Annotated in this window: 9 protein-coding genes and 1 pseudogene; 7 read left to right on the plus strand and 3 right to left on the minus strand. The window is 73.4% G+C overall.

The annotated features are described in order from the left end of the window. Window positions 1-56: 56 nt before the first annotated feature. From IE260_RS10640 to IE260_RS10650, 3 genes are all read right to left on the minus strand, one after another. Window positions 57-1,520: a glutamate synthase subunit beta gene (locus IE260_RS10640; protein WP_189870290.1), complete on the minus strand. Its 1,464-nt coding sequence runs from the start codon at window positions 1,518-1,520 to the stop codon at window positions 57-59. After that, window positions 1,513-6,054: a glutamate synthase large subunit gene (gene gltB, locus IE260_RS10645; RefSeq protein WP_465270557.1), complete on the minus strand. Its 4,542-nt coding sequence runs from the start codon at window positions 6,052-6,054 to the stop codon at window positions 1,513-1,515. Before gltB ends, IE260_RS10640 begins: the two co-directional genes overlap by 8 nt. A 431-nt stretch (window positions 6,055-6,485) precedes the next feature. After that, window positions 6,486-7,217, minus strand: a complete 732-nt coding sequence (locus tag IE260_RS10650; RefSeq protein ID WP_189870292.1) for a VIT1/CCC1 transporter family protein — start codon at window positions 7,215-7,217, stop codon at window positions 6,486-6,488. A gap of 258 nt (window positions 7,218-7,475) precedes the next feature. Between IE260_RS10650 and IE260_RS41570 the strand changes: the two are divergent. The 7 genes and pseudogenes from IE260_RS41570 to IE260_RS10680 form a co-directional block, all read left to right on the plus strand. Further along, window positions 7,476-8,468, plus strand: a pseudogene (locus tag IE260_RS41570) (ADP-ribosylglycohydrolase family protein); the annotation flags it as partial. 437 nt (window positions 8,469-8,905) lie between these two features. Then, window positions 8,906-10,162 carry an ADP-ribosylglycohydrolase family protein gene (locus IE260_RS41575; protein WP_229880621.1) on the plus strand — a complete coding sequence of 419 codons (1,257 nt, stop codon included), beginning with the start codon at window positions 8,906-8,908 and terminating at the stop codon, window positions 10,160-10,162. A gap of 8 nt (window positions 10,163-10,170) precedes the next feature. Next, entirely contained in the window at window positions 10,171-11,346 is a 1,176-nt protein-coding gene (locus IE260_RS10660; protein ID WP_189870294.1) for an ADP-ribosylglycohydrolase family protein, read from the plus strand. Next, window positions 11,334-12,740, plus strand: coding sequence for an ADP-ribosylglycohydrolase family protein (locus IE260_RS10665; RefSeq protein WP_189870296.1), 1,407 nt, complete (start codon window positions 11,334-11,336; stop codon window positions 12,738-12,740). The genes IE260_RS10660 and IE260_RS10665 overlap by 13 nt, the downstream gene beginning before the upstream one ends. Beyond that, complete coding sequence (gene rbsK, locus IE260_RS10670; RefSeq protein WP_189870298.1) at window positions 12,737-13,630, plus strand: ribokinase; 894 nt, start codon at window positions 12,737-12,739, stop codon at window positions 13,628-13,630. Before IE260_RS10665 ends, rbsK begins: the two co-directional genes overlap by 4 nt. Then, window positions 13,627-14,841, plus strand: a complete 1,215-nt coding sequence (locus tag IE260_RS10675; RefSeq protein ID WP_189870300.1) for a CaiB/BaiF CoA transferase family protein — start codon at window positions 13,627-13,629, stop codon at window positions 14,839-14,841. The genes rbsK and IE260_RS10675 overlap by 4 nt, the downstream gene beginning before the upstream one ends. Next, on the plus strand, window positions 14,838-15,662 hold the full coding sequence (locus IE260_RS10680) for an HpcH/HpaI aldolase/citrate lyase family protein (RefSeq protein WP_189870302.1): 825 nt from the start codon (window positions 14,838-14,840) through the stop codon (window positions 15,660-15,662). The genes IE260_RS10675 and IE260_RS10680 overlap by 4 nt, the downstream gene beginning before the upstream one ends. Window positions 15,663-15,721 lie beyond the last annotated feature (59 nt).

The following is a 15,721-nucleotide window of genomic DNA, read 5'->3' on the forward strand; positions in this document are numbered from 1 at the left end:
CGGGCGCCGTCAGTGTTCCGTACGCCGTTGTACGGGACGCTCTGTGTGGCGGTGCGTCAGACCGTCAGCGCGCGGTCCGTCGGGCGGATCGGGGCCGGCAGGTCGCTGGTGCCGGTCAGGTAGCGGTCCGCGCCGCGGGCGGCCGAGCGGCCCTCCGCGATCGCCCAGACGATGAGCGACTGGCCGCGGCCGGCGTCACCGGCGACGAACACACCCGGCACGTTGGTCTGGAAGTCCGCGTCACGGGCGATGTTACCCCGCTCGTCGAGCTCCAGGCCGAACTGCTCGACCAGGCCGTTGTCCCGGTCGGTGCCGGTGAAGCCCATCGCGAGGGTGACCAGCTGGGCCGGGATCTTGCGCTCGGTGCCCGGCTTCGGCGTCAGCTTGCCGTCGACGAACTCCACCTCGCTCATGTGCAGCCACTGGACGTTGCCCTCCTCGTCGCCCTCGAAGTGGGTGGTGGAGACGGAGTAGACCCGCTCGCCGCCCTCCTCGTGCGCCGAGGTGACCTTGTAGAGCATCGGGAAGGTCGGCCACGGCTGCGAGACCGGGTTCCGCTCCTCGCCCGGCCGGGGCATGATCTCCAGCTGGGTGACGGAGGCCGCGCCCTGGCGGTGGGCGGTGCCCACGCAGTCGGCGCCGGTGTCGCCGCCGCCGATGACGACGACGTGCTTGCCCTCGGCCGAGATCGGCGGGGAGACGTAGTCGCCCTCCTGGACCTTGTTGGCCAGCGGCAGGTACTCCATCGCCTGGTGGATGCCCTTGAGCTCCCGGCCGGGGACCGGCAGGTCGCGGGCGGTGGTGGCACCGGCGGCGATGACGACGGCGTCGTACCGCTTCTTCAGGTCCGTCGCCTTCAGGTCGCGGCCGATCTCGACGCCGGTGCGGAACCGGGTGCCCTCCGCGCGCATCTGCTCGATACGGCGGTTGATGTGCCGCTTCTCCATCTTGAACTCGGGGATGCCGTACCGGAGGAGTCCTCCGATGCGGTCCGCGCGCTCGTAGACGGCGACCGTGTGACCGGCGCGCGTGAGCTGCTGGGCGGCGGCCAGGCCCGCCGGGCCCGAGCCGATGACCGCGACCGTCTTGCCGGACAGGCGCTCCGGGATCTGCGGGGCGACGTCCCCGGTCTCCCACGCCTTGTCGATGATCGAGACCTCGACGTTCTTGATGGTGACCGGCGGCTGGTTGATGCCGAGCACGCACGCCGACTCGCACGGAGCCGGGCACAGGCGGCCGGTGAACTCCGGGAAGTTGTTGGTGGCGTGCAGGCGCTCGGACGCGGCCGACCAGTCCTCGCGGTAGGCGTAGTCGTTCCACTCGGGGATCAGGTTCCCGAGCGGACAGCCGTTGTGGCAGAACGGGATGCCGCAGTCCATGCAGCGGCTGGCCTGCTTGCTGATGATCGGCAGCAGGGAGCCGGGGACGTAGACCTCGTTCCAGTCCTTGACGCGTTCCTCGACCGGACGCGACTTGGCGACCTCGCGGCCGTGGTTCAGAAAGCCCTTCGGGTCAGCCATTGATCGCCGCCTCCATCATCTTCTCGGTGATCTCGGACTCGGAGAGACCGGCTCGCTCGGCGGCGTCCTTGGCGGCGAGCACTGCCTTGTACGTGCTGGGGATGATCTTGCTGAAGCGCTCCACGGAGACGGACCACTCGGCGAGCAGCTTCTCGGCGACCGTGGATCCGGTCTCCTCGGCGTGGCGGCGCACCACGTCGTGCAGCCAGTCCTTGTCGGCGTCGTCCAGCGCCTCGACCGAGCCGAGGTTGCCGGCGTTGACGTTGTCGCGGTCGAGGTCGATGACGTACGCGACGCCGCCGGACATGCCGGCCGCGAAGTTGCGTCCGGTCTCGCCGAGGACGACCGCGTGACCGCCGGTCATGTACTCGCAGCCGTGGTCGCCCACGCCCTCGGAGACGACCAGCGCGCCGGAGTTGCGGACGCAGAAGCGCTCGCCGACCTTGCCGCGCAGGAACATCTCGCCGCCGGTGGCGCCGTAGCCGATGGTGTTGCCGGCGATCGTGGAGTACTCGGCGAGGTGGTCGGCGCCCCGGTCCGGGCGGACGACGATCCGGCCGCCGGACAGGCCCTTGCCGACGTAGTCGTTGGCGTCGCCCTCCAGGCGCAGCGTGATGCCGCGCGGGACGAAGGCGCCGAAGGACTGGCCGGCGGAGCCGGTGAAGGTGATGTCGATGGTGTCGTCGGGCAGGCCGGCGCCACCGAACTTCTTCGTCACCTCGTGGCCGAGCATGGTGCCGACCGTGCGGTTGATGTTGCGGATCGCGACCTGGGCCCGCACCGGCACCGCGTCGGTCGCGTTCGAAGCGCCGAGCGCGTCCGCCGCGAGCTTGATCAGCTCGTTGTCGAGCGCCTTCTCCAGGCCGTGGTCCTGGCCGACGACCTGGTGGCGCACCGCGCCCTCGGCCAGCTCGGGCACGTGGAACAGCGGCTCCAGGTCCAGTCCCTGCGCCTTCCAGTGGTCGACGGCGCGGGTGACGTCCAGGGCCTCCGCGTGGCCGACGGCCTCCTCGATGGAGCGGAAGCCCAGCTCGGCGAGGATCTCGCGGACCTCCTCGGCGATGAACTGGAAGAAGTTCACGACGTACTCGGCCTTGCCGGAGAACCGGTCCCGCAGGGTCGGGTTCTGGGTGGCGATGCCGACCGGGCAGGTGTCCAGGTGGCAGACGCGCATCATGACGCAGCCGGAGACGACGAGCGGCGCGGTCGCGAAACCGAACTCCTCGGCGCCGAGCAGCGCGGCGATGACGACGTCGCGGCCGGTCTTGAGCTGGCCGTCGGTCTGGACGACGATCCGGTCGCGCAGGCCGTTGAGCAGCAGGGTCTGCTGGGTCTCGGCGAGGCCCAGCTCCCAGGGGCCGCCGGCGTGCTTCAGCGACGTGAGCGGGGAGGCGCCCGTACCGCCGTCGTGGCCGGAGATGAGGACGACGTCCGCGTGGGCCTTGGACACACCCGCCGCGACCGTGCCGACGCCGACCTCGGAGACCAGCTTGACGTGGATCCGCGCCTGCGGATTCGCGTTCTTCAGGTCGTGGATCAGCTGGGCCAGGTCCTCGATGGAGTAGATGTCGTGGTGCGGCGGCGGGGAGATGAGCCCCACGCCCGGCGTCGAGTGCCGGGTCTTGGCCACCCACGGGTACACCTTGTGGCCGGGCAGCTGGCCGCCCTCGCCGGGCTTGGCGCCCTGGGCCATCTTGATCTGGATGTCGTCCGCGTTGACCAGGTACTCCGACGTGACACCGAAGCGGCCGGAGGCGACCTGCTTGATGGACGAACGGCGCGCCGGGTCGTACAGGCGCTCCGGGTCCTCGCCGCCCTCACCGGTGTTGGACTTGCCGCCCAGCTGGTTCATGGCGATGGCGAGGGTCTCGTGCGCCTCCTGGGAGATGGAGCCGTACGACATGGCGCCGGTGGAGAAGCGCTTGACGATCTCGGAGACGGGCTCGACCTCGTCGATGGAGATCGGCTGCCGGTCCGACTTGAAGCCGAACAGGCCGCGCAGCGTCATCAGGCGCTCGGACTGCTCGTTCACGCGCTCGGTGTACTTCTTGAAGATGTCGTACTTGCCGGAGCGCGTGGAGTGCTGGAGGCGGAAGACCGTCTCCGGGTCGAACAGGTGCGGCTCGCCCTCGCGGCGCCACTGGTACTCGCCACCGATCTCCAGGGCGCGGTGGGCGGGCGCGATGCCGCTCGCCGGGTACGCCTTGGCGTGGCGGGCGGCGACCTCCTTGGCGACGACGTCGATGCCGACGCCGCCGATCTTGGTGGCGGTGCCGTTGAAGTACTTCTCCACGAACGCCTCGTCCAGGCCGACGGCCTCGAAGACCTGGGCGCCGCGGTAGGAGGCGACGGTGGAGATGCCCATCTTGGACATGACCTTCAGGACGCCCTTGCCGAGGGCGTAGATCAGGTTCCGGATGGCCTTCTCGGACTCGATGCCCGGCAGGAACGTGCCCGCGCGGACCAGGTCCTCGACGGACTCCATGGCCAGGTACGGGTTGACCGCGGCGGCGCCGTAGCCGATCAGCAGGGCCACGTGGTGGACCTCGCGGACGTCGCCGGCCTCGACCAGCAGGCCCACCTGGGTGCGCTGCTTGGTGCGGATGAGGTGGTGGTGGACGGCCGCGGTGAGCAGCAGCGACGGGATCGGCGCGTGCTCGGCGTCCGAGTGGCGGTCGGACAGGACGATCAGCCGGGCGCCGTTCTCGATGGCCGCGTCGGCCTCGGCGCAGATCTCCTCGATGCGGGCGGCCAGCGCGTCGCCGCCGCCGTGCACCCGGTACAGGCCGGACAGGGTCGCGGCCTTGAAGCCGGGCATGTCGCCGTCGGCGTTGATGTGGATGAGCTTGGCCAGCTCGTCGTTGTCGATGACCGGGAAGGGCAGGACGACGCTGCGGCAGGACGCGGCCGTCGGGTCCAGCAGGTTCCCCTGGGGGCCCAGCGAGGAGCGCAGGGAGGTGACCAGTTCCTCGCGGATCGCGTCCAGCGGCGGGTTGGTGACCTGCGCGAACAGCTGGGTGAAGTAGTCGAAGAGCAGCCGCGGGCGCTCGGAGAGCGCGGCGATCGGCGAGTCGGTGCCCATCGAGCCGATCGGCTCGGCGCCGGACTTGGCCATCGGCGCGAGGATGACGCGCAGCTCCTCCTCGGTGTAGCCGAAGGTCTGCTGGCGGCGGGTGACCGAGGCGTGGGTGTGGACGATGTGCTCGCGCTCGGGCAGGTCGCCCAGCTCGATCTCACCGGCCTCCAGCCACTCGGCGTAGGGGTGCTCGGCGGCGAGCTGCGCCTTGATCTCGTCGTCCTCGATGATGCGGTGCTCGGCGGTGTCCACGAGGAACATGCGGCCGGGCTGCAGGCGACCCTTGCGGACGACCTTGGCCGGGTCGATGTCGAGGACGCCGACCTCGGAGCCGAGGACGACGAGGCCGTCGTCGGTGACCCAGTAGCGGCCGGGGCGCAGGCCGTTGCGGTCGAGCACGGCGCCGACCTGGGTGCCGTCGGTGAAGGTGACGCAGGCCGGGCCGTCCCAGGGCTCCATCATCGTGGAGTGGAACTGGTAGAAGGCGCGCCGGGCCGGCTCCATGGAGTCGTGGTTCTCCCACGCCTCCGGGATCATCATCAGCACGGAGTGCGGCAGCGAACGCCCGCCCAGGTGCAGGAGCTCGAGGACCTCGTCGAACGAGGCCGAGTCCGAGGCGTCGGGCGTGCACACCGGGAAGATGCGCTCGATGTCCTTCTCGGAGGAGCCGAACAGGTCGGAGACCAGCTGGGACTCGCGGGCGCGCATCCAGTTGCGGTTGCCCTTGACCGTGTTGATCTCGCCGTTGTGCGCGACGAAGCGGTACGGGTGGGCCAGCGGCCACGACGGGAAGGTGTTCGTGGAGAACCGGGAGTGCACGAGCGCGATCGCGGAGGCGAAGCGGCGGTCGGACAGGTCCGGGAAGAAGGGCTCCAGCTGGCCGGTGGTCAGCATGCCCTTGTAGACGATGGTCCGCGCGGACAGCGACGGGAAGTAGACGCCGACCTCGCGCTCGGCGCGCTTGCGCAGCACGAAGGACTTGCGGTCCAGGGCGATGCCCCGCGACGCCCCGTCCGTGACGAAGATCTGGCGGAAGGCCGGCATCGTCGAGCGGGCGGTCGCGCCCAGCAGCTCGGGGGCGACCGGGACGTCGCGCCAGCCGAGGACGGTCAGGCCCTCTTCGGCCGCGATCGTCTCGATCCGCGAGACGGCGTCCTCGGTGCCGTCCTCCGGGAGGAACGCGATGCCGACGGCGTAGGCGCCGGCCTCGGGCAGTTCGAATCCGGCCACCTCACGGAAGAAGGCGTCGGGCACCTGGGAGAGGATGCCGGCGCCGTCGCCCGAGTCGGGCTCGGAGCCGGTGGCGCCGCGGTGCTCGAGGTTGCGCAGCACGGTGAGCGCCTGGTCGACCAGGGTGTGCGATGCCTCGCCGGTGAGGGTGGCGACGAAACCGACGCCGCAGGCGTCGTGCTCGTTGCGGGGGTCGTACATACCCTGCGCAGCAGGGCGAGCATCCATGAAGGACCAGTTCTGGCCATTCGCGGAGTGCTGGGACGGCTGGCGCGGCGTACGCATCGGCTCTCCCGTCGTCGTCATGTGGCATGTGGCAAGTGCCGAGGGACGACGTTGGCCCTCTGCGTGAGTGCAAAATTTCGTGCAGGTTACATGATGGAGCGGTTCTCGGGAACCGGGATAACCCGTTCCAACATGCGGACACCAGGGGGTCGCGGCGGGGATACCGCGCCCGGCGGCGGAAGCTATGGGGACCGAGGTGGACAGATCGTGTCCGTCGGTCCGAAGGGGGGCGGGAGGGAGCTCCGTCGCTCACTCCACGGATGCGCGGCGGGCCTCATTGCCCACAGCGCTTACGGCTCATGCCCGGTGGTCATACTGCCGAAACCAGCGAGTAACGGCTACTTATGCGGTCCGACGCATAAGTTCCAGTCTCGCTATCCTACGGCCGTTCCGAACAGACTGCCCAGGGCGTACGTCACACCGGCCGCCGCTCCACCCAGCGCGAGCTGCCGCAATCCGCTGTACCACCAGGTGCGCGCCGTCACCTTGGCCACCACCGCGCCGCACAGGAACAGGCCGGCCAGCGCCAGCAGGACCGCGGGCCACAGCGCACCGGCGCCGAGCAGGAACGGCAGGACGGGCAGCAGGGCACCCAGCGCGAAGGAGCCGAACGACGACACGGCCGCGACCGTCGGCGACGGCAGGTCGCCCGGGTCGATGCCCAGTTCCTCGCGGGCGTGTATCTCCAGGGCCTGCTCGGGGTCGCGGGACAGCTGCCGGGCGACCTCGCGCGCGAGGCCGGGCTCGACGCCCCGCGCCTCGTAGAGGGCGGCCAGCTCGGCCTCCTCGTCCTTCGGGTGCTTCTTCAGTTCCCGGCGCTCCACGTCCAGCTCGGCCTCGACCAGCTCGCGCTGCGAGGCGACCGAGGTGTACTCGCCGGCCGCCATGGAGAAGGCGCCGGCGGCCAGGCCCGCGAGGCCGCTCAGCACGATGGTCTGCTGACTCGCCGACCCGCCGGCGACACCGGTCATCAGGGCGAGGTTGGAGACCAGACCGTCCATCGCGCCGAAGACGGCGGGGCGCAGCCAGCCGCCGTTCACGTCCCGGTGCGTGTGGTTGTCGCGGTGCGCCTCGTGCAGCACCGCCTCGGTTTCGATGATGGCCATGAAAGGTCCCCCAGGAAGTTTTTTGGACGAGTTCTACTTTTCGACAACACCAAATGTACGTCGGTCATTTCCGTCGCGCCAGCAAGGAAAGGCTGGGCTTACCTGGGCTTTTGCCGTTCTCCGCTCATCCGTGAACGTAGACGCACAGATGTCGACCGGGTGACGCTGAGGCCGGTGAGGCTGCGGCGCGCACCGCACCGGGGACAGTTCCGCAAAGGGCTCCGCGCCTCCCGGGGCGCCCCCGAAAGGAGAGGCCGCATGGCATCGACCGCCTGCATCCCCCCGGTCCCCGCCCCCGGGGACGCCGCCGGACTCCGCGACCGGGCGCGCGGCGCGCTGCTCGGCCTGGCCGTCGGCGACGCGCTCGGGGCACCGGCCGAGAACATGAAGCCCTCCCAGATCCGCGCCCGCTGGGGCCGCATCACCGGCTACGTGGCCGAGCATCCGTCCGGCACCGACGACACCGAGTACGCGATCTTCTCCGGCCTGCTGCTGGCCCGGCACGGCTCGGCACTCACCCCGGCCCATGTGGAGGCGGCCTGGCACGAGTGGATCGCCGACCGGGACGAGGGCCCGTTCCGGGGCGCGGGCTTCAGCGAGCGCGGCACGCTGGAGAATCTGCGCCGGGGGCTGGCCGCGCCCATCTCCGCTCAGCACCGCCACGCCTGGAGCGACGGTCTGGCCATGCGGGCCGCGCCCTACGGGGTCTTCGCGGCGGGCCGCCCCGCCGAGGCGGCCCGGCTGGTGGCGATCGACGGCTCGGTCAGCCACGACGGCGAGGGCATCTACGGCGGCCAGGCGGTGGCGGCGGGTGTCGCGGCGGCGATGGCGGGGGCGCCGGCCGTGGCGGTGGTGGCCTCCGCCCTGGCCGTCGTCCCGGACGACTCCTGGACGGCCCGCTGTCTGCGCCGGGCGATGACGGCGGCCCACCGCGGCGAACGCGCCGTACGCTCCGCGGTGGTCATCGGCGGGTACCCCTGGACCGACCTGGCGCCGGAGGCCGTCGCTCTCGCCTTCGGCGCGTACGCGGCGGCCGACGGCGACTTCGCCGAAGCCGTGCTGACGGCCGTGAACATGGGCCGCGACGCCGACACCACGGCGGCGGTGGCGGGCGCCCTGGCCGGGGCGACGCGGGGTGCCGGTGCCATCCCGCCGGAGTGGGCGGCGGCGATCGGCCCCGCCCGCGGAAGCTGCCTGCCGGCCATGGCCGGACACCACGTCCTGGAGGTGGCGGACCTGCTGACGCCCGGCGGACCACGCCCGGCACAGGGGGGCGCGGACCTGGCTCCCGTCATCGGCGCCGGGCCGGGGCGCGGCCGCGGACGCGGGCGGCACGACGGCCGCCCGGCACCGGACGACGCCCCGTTGCGCGAGGAGAGACCCGGGTCCCCACGGGACGACGGCTCCGCGCGACAGGGCGCTCGCGTACGGGGTGACGACCTCCTGCGGGCCAACGGGCCCACCCGGCCGGACGGCCCCGTCCGGGACGCCGGCCACCCGCACGGCGGCAGCCCCGCTCCGGACGCCGGCTCGTCACCGGGCGACCGCGCCTCGCCGCACGGCGACGCACCACGCCACGGCGACCCCGTACGGCCTCGCCCTCCCGTACCCCCCGGCACGTGGCCCTCGCCTGCGCCGGCCGTGCTCGTGCCGACGTCGGACGACGAGGCGGCGGCGGAGGTGCGGTCGTGACCAGGGGCCGTCCGACGGGCGAGGAACCGGCGACCACGGCGTACGTCGCCCCGCCCGGAGCGCCGGAGCGGGCCGCGACCACCGGGAGCGGTCACCGGCCCGGCCCCGAGTCCGCCGCACCGCCGCACGGGGCGGCGCCGTCCCACCGCGTCGAAGGGCTCCTGCTCGGTCTGGCCGCGGGCGACGCGGCCGGCTGGCCCGCCGCCCGGCACCGGGCCGCCCGGATGCCCGAGTGGACCCGCCGCCTCACCCGCGAACTGGACACCTTCGCCGAGCAGAACGCGACCACCACCCTCCCCGTCCCCATCGCCCTCAACCAGCCCCCGGAGCCGCTGCGCCTCGGCCCGTCGGACGACGCCGAGTGGGCGGTGTTCGCGGCGGAGGCCCTGCTGCGGGCCGGGGACGACAGCGCGCTCGGGGACCTGAGCCGGGAACGCCGGACCCGCGCCGCCATCGACCTCACCTGGAACGCCGTCGCCAGCGAGGTGGCCGCCGCCGCGGACCGCGCCCCCGAGGTCGAATCGGCCGTGCTGCCCCTGCGCGCCCGCATCTCCGTCCGGGCCGGGCTCGGCAACCTCGCCACCGGCCTGCGCCCGCCCGCCACCGGTCACGACAACCCGCACTACTTCGACGACGCGGCCTGCGTACGGGCCTGCGTCCTCGCCGTCGCCCACCCGGGCGACCCGCGCGCCGCCGCCGACCTCGCCGAGTTCGACGCCCGCTACACCCAGGACGGCGACGGCGTGCACGGCGCCCGGGCCATGGCGGCGGCGCTGGCCGGCGCCCTCGACGGCGCGGACGTGGACGCCTGCGTGACGGCCGCGCTCGCCGAGCTGCCCGAGGAGACGGAGATCGGCCGCAACGCCCGGCAGGCACTGGCGCTGGCGGCACGGACCGAGAGCACGTTCGCTCTCGTCCCGCCCCTCGAGCACCAGATCGTCGACCACGTCTACAGCTACGGCGTCGCCGCCGCCGAGACGGTCCCGGTCGCCCTCGCGCTCGCCACCGCCGCCCGGGGACGGATCGCCGAGGCGGTGCCGGCGGCGGCCTGCCTGTCCCGGGTCGCGGACTCCGCGCCGGCGCTGGCGGGCGCCCTCACCGGCGCCATCGGCGGCGGTGCGTCGGTCCCCGCGTCCTGGCGGGACGCCTGCCGCACGCTCTCCGGCTGCGTACTGCCCCGGCTCACCGGAACGGACCTGGTGGAACTCGCCGGACTCCTGCAAGCCACGCAACCGCCCCGGCCAGGAGGATGATGCGTGACATGACACCCAGAACAGGAGAAAACCGGACGGCCGCCCTGGACGAGCGGATCACCGGCGCCCTCGTCGGCGCGGCCGTCGGCGACGCGCTCGGCGGCCCCGTCGAGGGCTACTCCCCCGAGCAGATCCTTCAGCGCCACGGCGGCCGGATCCACGGCGTCGTCGGCCCCTGGAACGGCGACGCCTGGCGCACCGCCCGCCCCATCGCCCCCTATCACAAGGGCGACGGCCACGTCACCGACGACACCCTGATGGCCCACGCGCTGGTACGGGTGTACGCGGCCGTCCGCGACCACCTCGACGCCTACGCGATCGCCGAGCACCTGGTCCCGGACCTGATGACGGCCCCGCGCTGGATCCCGGAACTGGAGGCCGAGGCGCTCCCGCTCCAGCGGATCTTCCTGGCGGAGAAGTGGCTGGTGGCCCGTCTGCACTACGGCCACGTCGACCCGCGCGAGGCCGGCGTCGGCAACATCGTCAACTGCGGTGCCGCGATGTACATGGCCCCGGTCGGCCTGGTCAACGCCGCCAACCCGGAGGGCGCGTACGCCGAGGCGCTGGACGTCGCGGGCGCCCACCAGTCGTCGTACGGCCGGGAGGCGGCCGGTGTCTTCGCGGCCGCGGTGGCGGCGGCGTGCGCACCGGAGGCGACCCCGGACTCGGTCGTGGCGGCCTGCCTGTCCCTGGCGAAGGACGGCACCCGGGCCGCGATCGAACAGGTCTGCGAAGTGGCGGGCCGCCACACGGACTTCGAGTCCGCGCTGCGCCCGCTGCGGGACGCGGTGGCCCCCTACGACACGGTGGGCCCCGACTACCGCTCCCCCTCCCTGGCCGCCCGCCGCCCGTCCCGTCTGCACGCCATCGAGGAACTCCCCGTCGCCCTCGGCATGTTGCTGGTCTCCGGCGGCGACTACCGGCACGCGGTCCTCGGCGCGGTGAACTACGGCCGCGACTGCGACTCCATCGCCACGATGGCGGGCGCGCTGGCCGGGGCCCTCGGCGCACCGGTCCCGGAGGACTGGGCGAAGACCGTCGCGGAGGCGAGCCGCCTGGACCTGTGGCAACCGGCGACGACGCTCACCGAGGTGACCCGTGAGATCTTCGACCGCGACGTACGACGGCGGCGCGCGCACGAGGAGGCGTTCGCCGGGATCGGGGGCGCGAGATGCTCCGACTGACCTGGGTCCAGCCGGAGGACCTGATCGGCCACGAACTGCGCCAGGCGGCCCAGGACGGCCGCGACCCGTCGGCGATCGCGGCCCGCTGGCGCGCGGCGGGCGGCTGCGAGGCCCCCACCCGTGCGGGCGCCTCCCCGGAACCGTCCTCCCCCTACCTGCGCCTGCTGGCGGAGGAACTCCTGGACGAACTCGCCGACCTGCCCGACGAGTCGGCGCGGACCGAGCCGACGGACCTCGACCGCATCAAGGCCCTGTGCCCCAACTGGCCCGCACCGCCGCAGCCCGCGGACCGTCGTGCCGCGCGGGCGAACGACACCCGCCCCCCGGCCACGACCCCCGCCCGCCTGGAAGCCGCCTGGCTGGGCCGGGCCGTCGGCTGCCTGCTCGGAAAGCCCGTCGAGAAGCTCCCCCTCCACGCCGTCCGCGAGCTGGCCCGGGCCACCGGCAACTGGCCCCTCGGCACCTACTTCACCGCCCACGGCGTCCCCGCGGACCTGCTCGCACGGCACCCCTGGAACCGCCGTTCCGCAGCGAACTCCCTCGCCGAGAACATCGACGGCATGCCCGAGGACGACGATCTCAACTACCCCCTCCTCGACCTTCTGCTCCTCCAACGCCACGGCAAGGACTTCACCACGTCCGACGTGGCCCGCCTCTGGCTGGACGAACTGCCCGCCGGCCGCACCTTCACCGCCGAACGCCTCGCCTACCGCAACCTCCTCACCGGTCTGGAGCCCCCGCACACGGCCCGCCACCGCAACCCCTTCCGGGAGTGGATCGGCGCCCTGATCCGCGCCGACGTGCACGGCTGGACCAACCCCGGCGACCCGGCCGCCGCGGCCGAACAGGCGCACCGCGACGCGGTCCTCACCCACACCGCCAACGGCGTGTACGCCGCGATGTTCGCGGCCGCGGTCATCTCGGCCGCCGCCGACGACAGCGGCACCGCCGACGTCCACGGCTGCCTCCGCACCGGCCTCACCGTCGTCCCACCCGACTCCCGCCTCGCCCGGGCCGTCCGCCACGCCGTCCGACTCGCCGGGACGCACACCGACTTCGACGCGGTCGTCGACGAACTCCACGCCAGGTACTCCCCCACCCACCACTGGGTGCACGCCGTTCCCAACACCGCGCTGATCGCCGCGGCCCTCACCCACGCGGACGGCGACTTCACCGGCTCCGTCTGCCGTGCCGTCAGCGGCGCCTGGGACACCGACTCGTGCGGCGCCACCGCGGGCGGCATCGCCGGCCTCCTCGCCGGCGATCCCGCCGCCCTGCCCCACCGCTGGACGGCACCGCTCAAGAACCGCCTGTCCACCTCCGTCGCGGACTTCGACGGCACGGGCTTCGACGCCCTCGCCCACCTCACCCACCGGGAGGCCACCCGCCCATGACCGACATCGTCGTGCTCGGCAGCACGAACATGGACCTCGTCGCCTACGTGGAGAAGGCCCCGCAGCGCGGAGAGACCGTGACGGGACGGGAGTTCCGTACGGTCCCCGGCGGCAAGGGCGCCAACCAGGCGATCGCCGCCGCCCGCGCGGGAGCCACGGTGTCGATGATCGGCGCGGTCGGCAACGACGCCTTCGGCAGCCGGCTGCGCGCCACCCTGGAGCACTCCGGGGTGAACACCGACCACCTGCGCACCACCGAGGGCCCGTCCGGCACCGCGCACATCGTCGTGGACGCCGAGGGCGGCAACTCCATCGTCGTGGTCCCCGGCGCCAACGCCACCGTCGACCGTGTCCTCCCCCGCGACGAGGGCTGCATCGCCTCCGCCGACTCCCTGCTCCTGCAGTTGGAGACCCCCCTCTCCGCGGTCCTCGCCGGTGCCCGGACCGCCCGGGCCCACGGGGTCCGGACGATCCTCACCCCGGCCCCTGCCCAGCCGCTGCCCCCCGAGCTCCTCGCCGCCACCGACCTGCTGGTGCCCAACGAGCACGAGGCCGCCGCACTGACCGGCCTCACCGACCCGCGCGAGGCGGCGGCCGCCCTGCTGGAGCGGGTGCCCGAGGTCGTCGTCACCCTGGGCGCGGCGGGCAGCCTGTACGCCGCCCGGGGCGCCGAACCGCTGACCGTCCCGGCGCCCCGGGTGACCGCCGTGGACTCCACCGGCGCCGGTGACACCTTCGTCGGCGCGCTGGCGGTGGCCCTCGGCGAGGCCCGCCCGGTGCGCGAGGCGCTGTCGTGGGCGGCCACGGCGGCGGCGTTGTCCGTGCAGCGGGCCGGGGCGTCGGCGTCGATGCCGTACCGCCCCGAGATCGAGGCCGGGTACGCCTCGTGACCGCGCCCACCGCGCGTCCCGCGCGCTCCGCGCCCCTGACCGGTCTGCGCGTACTGGACCTCGCCACCCTCTTCGCCGGTCCCATCGCGGCCACCATGCTCGGCGACTTCGGTGCCGAGGTCATCAAGGTCGAGCACCCCACCCGGCCCGACCCCTCCCGCGGCCACGGTCCGTCGAAGGACGGCGTGGGCCTGTGGTGGAAACTGCTGGGCCGCAACAAGCGCGCGATCACCCTGGACCTGTCCAAGCCGGGCGGCCGGACCGCGCTGCTCCGGCTCGCCGCGACCGCGGACGTGATCGTCGAGAACTTCCGCCCGGGAACCCTGGAACGGTGGGACCTGGGCTGGGACGAGCTGTCCGCCGTCAATCCGCGCCTGGTGCTGGCCCGGGTCACCGGCTTCGGCCAGTTCGGCCCGTACGCGCACCGGCCCGGTTTCGGCACCCTCGCCGAGGCGATGAGCGGCTTCGCCGCGATGACCGGCGAACCGGACGCGCCCCCGACGCTGCCGCCGTTCGGCCTCGCCGACTCCATCGCGGGGCTGGCGACGGCGTACGCGGTGATGACGGCGCTCGCCGCCCGGGAACGCACCGGCGAGGGGCAGGTCGTCGACATGGCGATCATCGAGCCGATGCTGATGGTGCTCGGTCCGCAGCCGCTCTGGTTCGACCAGCTGGGCCACGTCCAGCCGCGCACCGGCAACCGCTCGCAGAACAACGCCCCGCGCAACACCTACCGCACCGCCGACGGCACCTGGGTCGCGGTGTCGACGTCGGCCCAGTCGGTCGCCGAGCGCGTGATGCGCCTGGTGGGCCGGCCGGAGCTGATCGAGGAGCCCTGGTTCGCCACGGGCGCCGACCGGGCCCGCCACGCGGACGTCCTCGACGAGGCGGTCGGCAGCTGGATCGCCCGGCACACCCGGGCGGAGGTCCTGGCCGCCTTCGAGGAGGCCCAGGCCGCGGTGGCCCCGGTGCAGGACGTGCGGGACGTGATGACCGACCCGCAGTACCGGGCCCTGGACACGATCACCACCGTCGACGACCCCGAGCTGGGGCCGCTGCGCATGCAGAACGTCCTCTTCCGGCTGTCCGCCACCCCGGGCGCGATCCGCTGGGCCGGCCGCCCGCACGGCGCGGACACCGAGGAGGTCCTCACCGAGCTGGGTCTGACCCCGGCCGACGTGAAGGAACTGCGCGAGGAGGGCGTCGTATGACCGCTCCCCCGCTGACCTGGTTGTACGCTCCCGGGGACCGTCCGAAGGTGGTCGCCAAGGCGCTGGCCGCCGGTGCCGACGTCGTCGTGATCGACCTGGAGGACGCGGTCGCCCCGGACCGCAAGGAGTACGCCCGGGGGGCCACCGCCGAGCTGCTCACCGGTCCGCAGCCGGTCCCGGTCCACGTCCGCGTCAACGCCCTGGACGGCCCGCTCGGACCGGCCGACCTCGCGGCGGTGGCCGCGCTGCCGGGCCTGTCCGGGCTGCGCCTGCCCAAGGTGACGTCCCCGGAGCAGATCACCGGCGTCGCCGAGGCCACCGGCGGCCCGCCGCTGTACGCGCTGCTGGAAACGGCCCTGGGCGTGGAGCGGGCGTACGGGATCGCCTCGGCGCATCCGTCCCTGCGCGGCGTCTTCCTCGGCGAGGCGGATCTCCGCGCCGACCTGGGGGTGCGGGGCGACGCCGGGCTGGACTGGTCCCGCTCCCGCGTGGTGGTGGCAGCGCGGGCGGCGGGCCTGGCGCCGCCCGCGCAGTCGGTGCATCCGGACACCCGGGACCTGGAGGGCCTGGCCGCGTCCTGCGCCCACGGCCGCGCCCTGGGCTTCCTCGGCCGGGCCGCCATCCACCCCCGTCAGCTGCCGATCATCGAGCGGGCCTATCTGCCCACCGAGCGGGAGCTGGAGGAGGCGGAGACGATTCTCAAGGCGGCCACGGCACAGCCGGGCGCCCAGGCGCTGCCGGACGGCCGTTTCATCGACGCGGCGGTGGTGGCGACGGCCCGGCGCACCCTGTCGCTGGCCCGGCGGCCCACGATCGCCTGATTCCCGCCGGCACGCACCGAGGGCGCCCGGAAGCTCTCCGGGCGCCCTCGGTGACCGTG

Origin of the sequence: Streptomyces viridiviolaceus (assembly GCF_014650995.1) — a bacterium.
Taxonomy (GTDB): Bacteria; Actinomycetota; Actinomycetes; order Streptomycetales; family Streptomycetaceae; genus Streptomyces; species Streptomyces viridiviolaceus.